Raw genomic sequence first — 12,464 nt, 5'->3', positions numbered from 1 at the left:
TCATACCTTCATGCCCATGCAACCCGTTAAAATCAAATCCGCGCTGATCTCGGTATACTATAAAGACCGCCTGGAGCCGCTGGTGGAGCTGCTGAAGCAACACGGCGTCACGATCTACTCTACAGGTGGTACCCAAACTTTCTTAGAAGAGCAAGGCGCCAAGGTGGTAGCCGTGGAAGACCTGACAGACTACCCCTCTATCTTCGGCGGCCGCGTGAAAACCCTGCACCCAAAGGTATTTGGCGGCATTCTGCACCGCCGCGATAACCAGAGCGACCTATCGGAGCGTGAGAAGTATGAAATCCCGCCCATCGACCTGGTGGTGGTAGACCTTTACCCGTTCGAGGAAACCGTAGCCTCTGGTGCCTCAGAAGCGGACGTGATCGAGAAGATCGACATCGGCGGTATCTCCCTGATTCGTGCGGCAGCCAAGAATTTCAAGGATGTGCTGATCGTGTCTTCGCGTGAGCAGTACGACGAGGTGGTGGAGCTGCTGCAGGAGAAAAATGGTGCCACGGAACTGGAAGACCGCAAGCGCTTCGCCGCCAAGGCCTTTAACGTGTCGTCGCATTACGACACCCATATCTTCAACTACATGAATGCTGCTGGTGAAACGCAGGCCTTTAAGCAGAGCGTGCAGCACAGCATGCCGCTGCGCTACGGCGAGAACCCGCACCAGAAAGGCACTTTCTACGGCAAGCTGGAGGATCTGTTTGAGCAGCTGAACGGCAAGCAGCTTTCTTACAACAACCTGGTAGACGTGGACGCCGCCGTGGCCCTGGCCGCTGAGTTCGAGGAGCCGGCGGTAGCCATCCTGAAGCACACCAATGCGTGTGGTGTCGCCACCGGCGAAAGTATGAAAGAGGCTTACCTGAACGCCCTGTCGTCTGACCCGGTATCGGCTTTCGGGGGCGTGATCATCGCTAACCGCGCCATCGACATGGCCGTGGCCGAGGAGCTGAACAAGCTGTTCTTCGAGGTATTGATCGCGCCGGAGTATGAGGCTGACGCGCTGGACCTGCTGAAGACGAAGAAGAACCGCATCCTGCTGAAGCAGAAGCCGGTGGAGCTGCCAACCAAGCTATTCAAAACCCTGCTGAACGGCGTGATCGAGCAGGACAAGGACCTGGCCACCGAAACAGAGGCTGACTTTAAAACCGCCACCAAGCGCCAGCCAACCGCCGAGGAGAAAAAGGCCCTGGTGTTCGCCGCCAAAGTGTGCAAGCACACCAAATCCAATACCATTGTGCTGGCTACCGACAAGATGATGTTTTCGAGCGGCGTGGGCCAGACCTCGCGTGTGGATGCCCTGCGTCAGGCCATCGAGAAAGCCCAGAGCTTTGGCTTTGATGTGAGCAAGACCGTGATGGCCTCCGATGCCTTCTTCCCGTTCCCGGATTGTGTTGAAATTGCAGACAAGGCGGGTATAAAGGCAGTGGTGCAGCCCGGCGGCTCCATCAAGGACCAGGACTCGATTGATTACTGCGACGCACACAACATGGCCATGGTGATGACAGGCGTACGCCACTTCAAACACTAGATCACGAAAGTATAATATTACTTTTAGATAAAAATCCCCGGTTCCTGAGGAAGCCGGGGATTTTTTATTTTCTAAGTAAAGCCCAATTTCAGGCTACAGGCTACATTAACCAGGAAAACAAGTATGGATCCGGCAGACTTCGGGGATAAATAAATCTTTATTCAGTTAACTGAAGATAACTTGCATTATTAATTCCACTGAATTTCACTAATTTTGCCGCTAGTTTCTGACCAGAAATATTGTATATTGAAAATATAACAGGCAACCGCACGCCTTTCAGACTTCACCATGGGACTATTTAATTTTCTTACCAGCGATATAGCCATTGACCTGGGTACCGCCAATACCCTGATTATCCACAACGATAAGATTGTAGTTGACGAGCCTTCCATCATCGCCGTGGACCGCACGACGGGCCGCGTACTGGCCATTGGCCGCAATGCCATGCAGATGCACGAGAAGACGCACGAGAACATCAAAACCATCCGCCCGCTGAAGGATGGGGTGATCGCCGACTTCCACGCCGCTGAGGAAATGATCCGGGGCATGATCAAGATGATCGACACAGGCCGCCGCCTGTTCCAGCCCTCGCACCGCATGGTGATCTGTATCCCTTCGGGCATTACGGAGGTGGAGAAGCGCGCTGTGCGCGACTCTGCGCAGCACGCCGGCGCCAAGGAAGTTTGGATGATCCAGGAGCCCATGGCCGCTGCCATCGGTATCGGCATCGACGTGGAGCAGCCGATCGGTTCCATGATTGTGGACATCGGGGGCGGTACGACAGAGATCGCCGTGGTGGCCCTGTCAGGTATCGTGTGCGACCAGTCCATCCGCATTGCCGGCGACGTGTTTACCAAAGATATCCTGGATTATATGCGCCGCCAGCACAACCTGCTGATCGGGGAGCGCTCCGCCGAGAAGATCAAAATTGAGGTAGGCGCCGCGCTCACAGAACTGGAGAACCCACCCGCCGACTACGAGATTCGTGGCCGCGACCTGATGACGGGTATCCCGAAGGTGATCAAGGTAACCTACCAGGAAATCGCCATCGCTTTAGATAAGTCGGTTTCCAAGATCGAGGAGGCCGTGCTGAAGGCGCTGGAGATCGCGCCGCCGGAGCTTTCTGCCGACATTTACGATAACGGCATTCACCTGACAGGCGGCGGAGCTCTGCTGAGAGGCTTCGATAAGCGCCTGGCTGCCAAAACCAAGCTCCCGATCCACATCGCTGAGGATCCGCTCAGGGCGGTGGTGCGCGGCACGGGTGCCGCCATCAAAAACATCGAAGGATTCAAGAATGTCCTGCTAACATAACAGGGCTGCATGCGGAATCTATTTGCATTTATTTACCGGTTCCGTGCGTTCCTCGTGTTCCTGCTGCTGGAGGCCGCGTGTGTGTTCCTGATCGTACGCTATAACACGTACCAGGGCGCGGCTTTTTTCAACTCGGCAAGCAGGTATGTGGGGCAGGTACTGGAGTTCCAGAGTGGCGTGACCGACTACTTTCGCCTGACGGGCATCAACCAGACGCTGGCCAGCGAGAACGCGGCCCTGCGCCAGGAGCTGATGCAGTACCGCTTGGCGGCGCTGACGGACAGCACTGCTGCACTGGACACCACCTACTTTGCCACCACCGACAGCAGCGCAGCTTTCCCGTACCACCTGATGGCCGGCCGCGTGATCAATAACTCGGTGCGCCGCATGAACAACTACCTGACCATTTCCAAAGGCACCGCCGACGGGGTGCAGCCGGGTATGGGGGTGGTGGCCCCTGAGGGCGTGGTGGGCCGCGTGAAAACGGTATCGGAGCACTATGCCACGGTTACCTCACTGCTGCACTCGCAGATGCTGATCTCGGCCAAGCTCACAAAGGACGAGACCTTCGGCACCATCAAGTGGCAGGGAGGCGATTATCGCACCGCCCTGCTCGACTACATTCCGCTGCACGTGAAACCCGAGGAAGGCGATACGGTGGTGACGAGCGGCTTTAACACCGTGTTCCCGGAAGGCATCATGATAGGCACCATCAGCTCGATAGAGCAGGAGCCGGACAAAAGCTTTTATACGATCGGCGTGAAACTGAGCGTGGACTTCGCGCAGCTCTCTTATGTGTACGTGGTGGAGAACACCTACAAGCAGGAACGCGACACCCTGGAACAAAACGCAGGCATCATTACAGATGAACAATAGCTTTGGCATAAATCATATCATCCAGTTTTTTTTACTGGTGGCGCTGCAGGTGCTGCTCATGGATAACCTGGTGCTTTATAGTATGGGCTTCTGTTTTATCTATGTTGCCTTTCTGCTCTTCTTGCCCCTGACTATCAACAGGGTATGGCTGCTGCTGCTGGGTTTTCTGGTTGGTTTTTCGGTGGATGTGTTTTACGACACCATGGGCATACATGCGGCGGCAAGCGTTCTGCTGGCTTTTTTAAGGCCGCACGTATTGAACCTTCTGACGCCGCGCGATGGTTACGACAGCAGCGATGCGATAAACATACATGTGATGGGCACACGCTGGTTTCTGACCTACGCCTTCACGCTGATCCTGCTTCACCATGCGGCTGTGTTCTTCCTGGAAACCATCAATTTCCAGACGGCACTCTATACGTTGGCAAAGACGCTGCTCAGCACCCTGTTTACGGGCATCGTTGTGGTTATCATACAACTTCTGTTCTTCTCACCTAAGCGAGAACGGGTAGATTACCGATGAAGTACTTAGAAACAAGAAAATACATAATTCAGGGCATCTTCCTGGTGGTAGGGATCGTTTTCGCCACCAGGCTTTTCTATATTCAGGTAGTGGACAGCAGCTACAAGCAGGCTGCCGAGACCAATGCCATCAAACCCATCATCCAATATCCTTTCCGGGGCCTGATCTACGACCGGAACGGCAAGCTGCTGGTGCAGAACACGCCTGTGTACGACCTGATGGTGGTACCCAAGGATGTGAAGGACCTGGACACGCTGCGGTTGGCAGAGCTCGTGAAGCTGCCGCTGGAGGATGTGCGCGAGCGCCTGAAGAAGGCCCGCTCCTTCTCTTACGTGCAGCCCTCCCCTTTCTACCAGAAGCTGAGCACGCAGGAATTCGCCTACATTCAGAACAACCTGATCGATTTCCCTGGCTTCTACATTAACGCCCGTACCGCACGCGGCTACCCGCACCAGAGCCTGGGGCACGCCCTGGGCTATATCGCCGAGATCAGTCCGCGGCAGTTGGAGGACAGCGCCTATAGCGGCTACCGTCCTGGCGACTATATTGGCAAAGCGGGCATAGAGCTGGAGTACGAGAAGTACCTGATGGGCCAGCGCGGCGTGAAGTATAAAATGGTGAACGTGCGCGGCGTGGAGAAGGGCTCCTTCCGCGAGGGCGCCTTCGACACCCTGGCCGTGGCCGGCGAGAACCTGGTGAGCACCATTGACCTGGACCTGCAGGCCTACGGCGAGCACCTGATGAATGGGGCCAAAGGAAGTATCGTGGCCATTGAGCCCGCCACCGGTGAGATTCTGGCCTACGTGTCGGCGCCATTCTACGACCCCAACCTGTTTACCGGCAAAGACTACGGCAAGAACTACATGGAGCTGCTGCAGGACTCTAACAAGACCATGTTCAACCGCCCGATCATGGCCGACCAGAACCCGCCAGGCTCTATCTTTAAGCTAACACAAGCCCTGATTGCACTGGAGGAAGGGGTGATTACCCCCAACACAACATTCGCCTGTAACAGGTCGCTGGTAAACTGCCATAACCACCCTTCCCCGCTGAACTTGTACGGGGCGGTGCAGCACTCCTGCAATCCGTGGTTTTACCTGGCTTACAAGGCGCTTATCAACCAGGGCAAGTCTAAAAACACCTTTACGGATACGGCCATTGGCCTGAAGGAGTGGCGCGAGCAGGTGCTCTCCTTTGGCTTTGGCAAGCAGCTGGGCATTGATATCCCTGGCGAGAAGAAAGGAATTATAGCCTCCACCGACCTATACGACCGGGTGTACGGCAAAAACCGCTGGAAATATTCTACCATCTACTCTCTGAGTATAGGCCAGGGGGAGCTGGGGGTAACGCCGCTGCAGATGGCCAACTTTATGGCTGTCGTTGCTAACCGGGGCTACTACATCACCCCGCACATCATCCGCTCTGTGGGCGACGAGGGCAAGCCGCTGAAGGAGTACCAGGAGAAGCACCACTCCTCTGTAAGCCCCCAGCACTTCGAGCCGATTATTGCGGGCATGGCCGAAGTAGTGCGGGCAGGTACAGGCCGCCGCGCCAACCTGGCGAAAGTAGGCATAGAAGTATGCGGAAAAACCGGTACCGCCCAGAACCCGCAGGGCGCCGACCATGCTGTATTTGTGGCCTTTGCCCCAAAGGATGATCCGAAGATAGCCATCGCCGTTTACGTGGAGCACGGTAAATGGGGAGGTCAGTCGGCGGCCCCTATTGCCGGCCTGATGATAGAGCAGTACCTGACTGATACGGTTACCATGAAGGCGCAGGAGAAATGGGTGCTGAGCCGCGAATACCTCAACATCAGATCGAAATAAAGTATGGAGAAAGTACTCGGACAAAGACTGGCAAGCACCGCGCCTCGCAGCCGCCGCAGCTCCGGCTTTATTGCCCCGCACCTGGATTGGGTTACCATCCTGCTATATTTTCTGCTGGTGGCGCTGGGCTGGATGAACATCTACGCCGCTGTTTACAGCCCCGACAACGTGGTGAACATCCTGAGCTTCGACATTAACTCAGGCAAGCAATTGGCCTGGATCGGTGCTTCCTTCCTGCTCATCATTGTGCTGCTGGTGGTAGATTACAAAGTATACGAGCACCTGGCTTACCCCATTTACGGCTTCATTATACTGCTGCTGCTGGTAACGCTGGTGGTGGCCAAACCTATTGCAGGCTCGCGCTCCTGGCTCGATTTGGGGGCTGGGATACGCCTGCAGCCTGCCGAGCTGGCCAAATTCGCCACGGCGCTGGCTGCCTCCAGGTTCCTGGGAAGTATAAACCTGCGCCAGCAGAACTTCAAGGACCAAATGATTCTGGCTGCCATCACCTTTGTTCCTCCTGTTATCATTGTACTACAGAACGAGACAGGCTCTGCGCTGGTGTTCGCCGCATTTATACTTGCTTACTTCCGCGAGGGGATGTCGCCGCTTATACTTATCATAGGCGGCTCCGCGGCGGCTATATTTATACTTACGCTGCTGGTGCCCAAGCTCTACCTGATCGCCGGCATCACCATACTCATGGCCCTGGCCACCTGGCTGGACTACCGCCTGCTGCGCCGCTTCAAGGTATTGATCGGGCTTTGGGTCGTTGTGGTGGGGATGATCTTCAGCGTGGATTTCTTTGTGAACGATGTGCTGCAGCCACACCAGCAGAACCGTATCAAGGCGCTTATTAACCCGGAGGCGGACCCGCTGGGCTACGGCTGGAACGTCACACAGTCGAAGATCGCGATCGGCTCCGGCGGCTTCTGGGGCAAGGGCTTTCTGGAAGGCACTCAGACCAAATTTGACTTCGTGCCCGAGCAAAGCACCGACTTTATCTTCTGTACCATCGGCGAGGAGCACGGCTGGGTGGGCAGTACCATTTTAATCGCTCTCTTCCTTTTGCTCCTTATCCGAATTGTGAATATAGCGGAGCGGCAGAAGTCAGTATTCGCCCGAACCTACGGCTATTGCGTGGCCTCCATCATCTTCTTCCACTTCCTGGTAAACGTGGGCATGACGATCGGCCTGGCACCGGTAGTGGGCATCCCGCTACCCTTCTTCAGCTACGGCGGCTCCTCGCTATGGTCGTTCACCATCCTGCTATTCATACTGATCGCCATAGACGCTAACAGGGCAAAGGATTTGGCGAGATAGGTTAAAAGCTAATTTATACTTTCGGAGCGCCTCTTATACTTTAAAGTATGGGAGGTGTTTTTGTTTGGGGGCACAAGTATAACTAGGGGTAGTTTGGGATCAAGCGGAATAGTTGTGGGGTAGCTCTTCTCAGGCATAGATGTTGGCTAGTCGGAAGAGGAAAAACGTTGTATCTCTGACTCCCCTGAAGGTGGCTCTGAAGGCTTTTACCTTAGCATTGAAGGATTCGGCCGAGGCATTGGTGCTGCGGTTATTGAAGAAATTGAGGATGTGCTCATAATGATTCTGTACCGACCGGGCCACCGTGCGAAAGGAGTCTATACCGGAGGCCTCCACTTCATTGTACCAGATGGCCAGGCGCTTGAATGCCTGCTGCTTGCTTTTGCAATAGGTAAAGATCTGGCCCAGCTCCATGGCCAGGTCATAGGCCCTGCCCAGCAGCGGATACCTGTAGAAGAGCATATCGGCTCTTTCCTTTTGGGAGGCGCTCCATCTGCTTCGGTGCTTGAAGAGCAGGTAGCGGCTGCGGGCCAGCAGCTGCTTCAACGTGTCCCCGTTAGATAGTACTTCCGCGTCAAAACGCTGCCTGCTCCTTTTCGCCTGCTCTAACCGCTGGTTTTCCTCATCCAGGGCTTGCCAGCGGTACTTGATACGAAGCTCCTGCACCGCTTCATAAGCCAGCTTCTGGACATGGAAACGGTCAATGACCCGGCAAGCTTTGGGAAAGCAGCCTCTCACAGCCTTGGCCATGTCCAGGGTCACCTCCCGGACTTTGGCTCTGGCCGTCTGGGGTATGCCTTCCAGCACTGTGATAATGTCTTCTGCCTGTGTGCCCCTGACCATCGCCACCAGCGCGCCTTTTCTGCCTTTAGCGGCTTTGTTGGTCAGGATGGTGTAGAGCTCTCCATTGGAGAGGGCTGTCTCATCAATGCTCAGCTCTTGGCCAACGTTCTGGGGAAAGCGCATCCAGTCGGAGGCGTGCTCCCGCTGCTCCCATTGGTGAAAGTGGCTGATGTGCTCCTTGTACTGCTCCTGGAGCTGTTTGCCGTCCAGGTGGAAGTAGCTGGCCAGTTGCCGGCAGCTGACGGGGGTGTTATCCAAGTGCTGCTTTTAAAAAAGCGGCGAATTCACTTGTCATTCGCGTTCCCTGTTGTACCAGTTTCCAGTCTCTGGTGATTACCTCTCCCGAGTCAGGTAAGTGCCAGCGGCGTCTTTTGATGCAGAGGGTGACCTGCTGGCCACGGATAGGGAAATCCTGCAGCTTAATCTCAGGCAGGAAACCTTTGGACTCAGAGCGCTGGCCATGATAAACTTCGGGGAGGAGGTTCTTCTCCTCCAACTGCAGCTGCAGGCCTGCCGGGCCTTGCAGGACATGTGTTACGTTGAAGTACTCCAGAATACCTTCTGGCAAGAGACAGCGGATAAGAGTGAGGTAAGGATCTTGCAAGGGAAAAGCGTGTGTGGTGAATTATACGCACGCAAAGCTGCTCTTTTTTTCACTGCCCCACAAGTTTTCGGATTGATCCGTAGTTTGATGGTCTACTTGTTGCAACGTAATAAAAAAAGGCTGCCGGTTATGAGCCAGCAGCCTTTCATTTTAATGCAGTACCAGGAGCGGGAATCGAACCCGCACGGCCTTGCGGCCACAAGATTTTAAGTCTTGCGTGTCTACCAATTCCACCATCCCGGCAACCTCCGGGCTGATCCCGGAGAAATGAGTGTAAAAAACAAAGACGTTGTTTATCACAACGTCTTCTGTCTTGCTTTTCGTGAGCGGGAGACGGGATTCGAACCCGCGGCCTCGACCTTGGCAAGGTCGCGCTCTACCAACTGAGCTACTCCCGCTTTTGTTTTCTCTAAACCTCCGTAGTGATTTAGTGATGCAAAGATAGAGACAAAATCTGACTTGTCAATAGTTGCTGTAAAAAAAAACAGCCTGTTTATAGTTCCTGCTGATAATCAGGCAGAAATTTTTAAACTCCTTTTTATCGTTCATGCAGCCCCGCCCGCTCTACCTGCCGGCACCAGCAAACTTATACTGCCCGGGGCGAAAAACAAATGAGTTTATACGTTGAAAATATACTTCTGGCTGCGGCGGCAAGTATGAGTTCTTCAAAAGTATAGCTCATGCTCACACCTCAAAGGCAAAAGACTAAAACTCTCTTTTTTGTCATCCTGAAAGGATCTTGTGGGCCAATAGCGATAGCTTAACCTCCCGGGGGAAGGGGCCCTCTATTTCCACCAAGATTCTCAACAGAATGACAGGGAACTTATAGCTACATTTTCTAAAATGAAACGCCCTACCTTCTCAGGAGAGCTTTTCCTTCTATCGCGCCCCAGCCTGTTGCTTATCCTGCAGCAATAGCTTGAGCTCGTTTAGTTTCAGCAGCGCCTCTACCGGCGTGATGGTGTTGATGTCCAGCTGCTCCATCAGCTCTTTTACGCGCGCCAGCTGCGGGTCGTGCAGCTCGAACATGCTGAGCTGGTAATTACTTTTCGGGGCCGACTTCATCTTTTGCTGCGGCGCCTGCTCCGACACCTTCTCCTTCTCCAGGTGGTGCATGATCTCATCGGCGCGCAGCACGACGTTGTTCGGCATACCGGCCATCTGCGCCACATGTATACCAAAGCTGTGCTCACTGCCGCCTGGCACCAGCTTACGCATGAACAGGATCTTGCCACCTGCCTCGCGCACCGATACATTATAGTTCTTTACGCGCGGCAGTTCCTCGGCCAGTTGGTTCAGCTCGTGGTAGTGCGTGGCAAAAAGCGTCTTGGCCTTATACTTAGGGTGGTTGTGCAGGTGCTCCACAATGGCCCAGGCAATGGAAATGCCATCGTAGGTGCTCGTGCCCCGGCCAATCTCGTCCATGAGCACCAGGCTTCGGTCCGAGAGGTTGTTGAGGATGCTGGCCGTCTCGGTCATCTCCACCATAAAGGTAGACTCGCCCCGCGACAGGTTGTCCGACGCACCCACACGGGTAAAGATCTTATCGATGATGCCGATTTTGGCAGCCTCTGCCGGCACAAAGCACCCGATCTGGGCCATTAGCACGATCAGGGCCGTCTGGCGCAGCAGGGCGCTCTTACCGGCCATGTTCGGGCCTGTGATGATGATCACCTGCTGCTCTTCGTTGTCCAGGAAGATGTCGTTCGGCACATAGGTCTCTCCCAGCGGCAGCTGCTTTTCGATAACCGGGTGGCGTCCTTTTGTAATGTCGAGCACATGGCTGTCGCTTACCTCCGGCTTCACGTAGTTGCTGCCCAGGGCAATGCCTGCAAAGGCGCTCAGGCAGTCGATTACGCCGATAACCTTGGCATTCTGCTGTACCTGCGCCACATAATCCAGCGCGTACAGCACCAGCTCATTATACAGGCCGAACTCTATACTATAGATGCGGTCCTCCGCGTTCAGGATCTTCTCCTCATAGGTCTTCAGCTCCTCGGTGATGTAGCGCTCGGCGTTCACCAGCGTCTGTTTACGTATCCAGGAGCTCGGCACCTTGTCTTTATGCGCGTTGCTTACCTCCAGGTAATAACCAAACACTTTGTTGTAAGCAATTTTAAGGGAGCTGATGCCCGTGTTCTTGATCTCACGCTGTTGCACCTGCGCCAGGTAATCTTTGCCCGAAAAGGCAATGGCACGCAGCTCGTCCAGCTCCTTATTCACGCCTTCGTTGATCATATTACCCTGGTTGGTGAGCATCGGCGGCTCCGGCTTCAGCGTATTGCGGATCTCTTCGCGCAGCCCGTCGCAGGGGGCCAGCTGCGCCGCCAGTTTCTGCAGGGCCGGAATATCGCTCAGAGCCAGCAGTTTCTGAATCGGAAGGATGGCTTCCAGCGCCTTGGCCAGTTGCACCAGCTCCCGCGGGTTCACGCGGCGCACGGCCACCTTCGAGATCAGGCGCTCCAGGTCGTTGATCTGCTTCAGGTGCAGCACCAGCTCATCCAGCAGCTCGCGGTGCTGTGTCAGGGCCTCTACCGTGTCGAGGCGGCGACGGATCTGGACCACATCCTTTAGCGGCAACACCACCCACTTCTTTAGCAGGCGGGCGCCCATCGGTGTTACCGTCTGGTCCAGCACATTGATCAGGGGTACACCCTCCGGGTGTTGCGGGTATACCAACTCCAGGTTGCGCACCGTAAAGCGATCGAGCCACACGTACTTGTCTTCCTCCAGGCGGGAGATGGTGGCGATGTGGCTGATCTCGTTGTGCTGCGTTTCGGAGAGGTAATGCAGGATGGCCCCGGCCGAGATGATCGCCTCACTCATACCTTCAATACCGAAGCCCTTCAGCGAGGCAGTGCCAAACTGCCGCGTCAGGCCTTCGTAGGCGTAATCATACTTGAACACCCACTCGTCCAGCGCATAGTAGCGGAAATCAGGGCCGTAACGCTCGGTAAAGGTCTCTTTCTCGCGCTTGCAGAAGAGCACCTCGGCTGGCGCCAAACTCTGCAGCAGCTTTCCGATATAGTTCTTATCGCCCTGGGCCGTGATAAACTCGCCGGTAGAGACATCCAGAAAGGAGACACCGGTCTCGGTTTTTCCGAAGTGCACGGCGGCCAGGTAATTGTTGCTGCGGCGCTCGAGCACCTGATCATTAAACGACACACCCGGCGTTACCAGCTCGGTTACGCCGCGCTTCACGATGCCCTTCACCGTTTTAGGGTCTTCGAGCTGGTCGCAGATGGCCACGCGCTCGCCGGCCCGCACCAGCTTGGGCAAGTACGTATCCAGGGAGTGATGCGGGAAGCCGGCCAGCGCCGTTTCGGAGGCCGAGCCGTTGCCGCGTTTGGTCAGTACGATATCCAGAATCTTACTTGCCTTAATGGCATCCTCGCCAAAGGTCTCGTAAAAGTCGCCTACCCTGAACAGCAGCAGCGCCCCCGGATGCTTCGCCTTAATGGCGTTGTACTGCTTCATCAGCGGCGTTACCGTGCCTTTATCTCCTCCTTTCATACTTTATACTTTGGCGGATGCTCTTGCATCACGAGTTATACTTTGTAAATGATGATGGGGGTGGACTTAACCCACCCCTACCCCTCCGAGGAGGGGAATTTA

General features: G+C 55.1%; 9 protein-coding genes and 2 tRNA genes. 6 read left to right on the top strand and 5 right to left on the bottom strand.

Features of this window, described 5'->3' with window-relative positions; all coding sequences use genetic code 11:
* The first annotated feature begins 16 nt into the window (after positions 1 to 16).
* The 6 genes from purH (at position 17) to rodA (ending at position 7,402) form a co-directional block, all read left to right on the top strand.
* Positions 17 to 1,540, top strand: coding sequence for a bifunctional phosphoribosylaminoimidazolecarboxamide formyltransferase/IMP cyclohydrolase (purH, locus tag OH144_RS19180; protein ID WP_266203878.1), 1,524 nt, complete (start codon positions 17 to 19; stop codon positions 1,538 to 1,540).
* A 288-nt stretch (positions 1,541 to 1,828) separates the two neighbouring features.
* Positions 1,829 to 2,854 carry a rod shape-determining protein gene (locus OH144_RS19175; RefSeq protein ID WP_046310045.1) on the top strand — a complete coding sequence of 342 codons (1,026 nt, stop codon included), beginning with the start codon at positions 1,829 to 1,831 and terminating at the stop codon, positions 2,852 to 2,854.
* Positions 2,855 to 2,863: 9 nt separating this feature from the next.
* Entirely contained in the window at positions 2,864 to 3,730 is an 867-nt protein-coding gene (gene mreC / locus OH144_RS19170) for a rod shape-determining protein MreC (protein ID WP_266203877.1), read from the top strand.
* Complete coding sequence (locus OH144_RS19165) at positions 3,720 to 4,253, top strand: hypothetical protein (RefSeq protein ID WP_266203876.1); 534 nt, start codon at positions 3,720 to 3,722, stop codon at positions 4,251 to 4,253. The genes mreC and OH144_RS19165 overlap by 11 nt, the downstream gene beginning before the upstream one ends.
* Positions 4,250 to 6,079, top strand: a complete 1,830-nt coding sequence (gene mrdA, locus OH144_RS19160) for a penicillin-binding protein 2 (protein WP_266203875.1) — start codon at positions 4,250 to 4,252, stop codon at positions 6,077 to 6,079. The genes OH144_RS19165 and mrdA overlap by 4 nt, the downstream gene beginning before the upstream one ends.
* A 3-nt stretch (positions 6,080 to 6,082) precedes the next feature.
* Positions 6,083 to 7,402: a rod shape-determining protein RodA gene (gene rodA, locus OH144_RS19155; protein WP_266203874.1), complete on the top strand. Its 1,320-nt coding sequence runs from the start codon at positions 6,083 to 6,085 to the stop codon at positions 7,400 to 7,402.
* 129 nt (positions 7,403 to 7,531) lie between these two features.
* Here the strand turns inward: rodA and OH144_RS19150 are convergent, their stop codons facing one another.
* The 5 genes from OH144_RS19150 to mutS all read right to left on the bottom strand — a co-directional run bounded on the left by OH144_RS19150 (position 7,532) and on the right by mutS (position 12,362).
* Positions 7,532 to 8,503: an ISAon1 family transposase gene (locus OH144_RS19150; RefSeq protein WP_323134751.1), complete on the bottom strand. Its 972-nt coding sequence runs from the start codon at positions 8,501 to 8,503 to the stop codon at positions 7,532 to 7,534.
* A complete protein-coding gene (locus OH144_RS19145) occupies positions 8,496 to 8,849 on the bottom strand; it encodes an ISAon1 family transposase N-terminal region protein (RefSeq protein WP_456107239.1) in 354 nt (117 codons plus the stop codon). Before OH144_RS19145 ends, OH144_RS19150 begins: the two co-directional genes overlap by 8 nt.
* A gap of 159 nt (positions 8,850 to 9,008) precedes the next feature.
* A tRNA-Leu gene (locus tag OH144_RS19140) sits at positions 9,009 to 9,092 on the bottom strand.
* 82 nt (positions 9,093 to 9,174) lie between these two features.
* Positions 9,175 to 9,247, bottom strand: a tRNA-Gly gene (locus OH144_RS19135).
* 481 nt (positions 9,248 to 9,728) lie between these two features.
* Positions 9,729 to 12,362 (bottom strand): DNA mismatch repair protein MutS, encoded by a 2,634-nt coding sequence (gene mutS, locus OH144_RS19130; protein ID WP_266203873.1) that lies wholly within the window; start codon positions 12,360 to 12,362, stop codon positions 9,729 to 9,731.
* Positions 12,363 to 12,464 lie beyond the last annotated feature (102 nt).

The organism is Pontibacter kalidii, assembly GCF_026278245.1.
GTDB classification, from domain to species: domain Bacteria; phylum Bacteroidota; class Bacteroidia; order Cytophagales; family Hymenobacteraceae; genus Pontibacter; species Pontibacter kalidii.
Note: the sequence above shows the minus strand (reverse complement) of the source record. Positions and strands in the feature narration are given on the sequence as shown.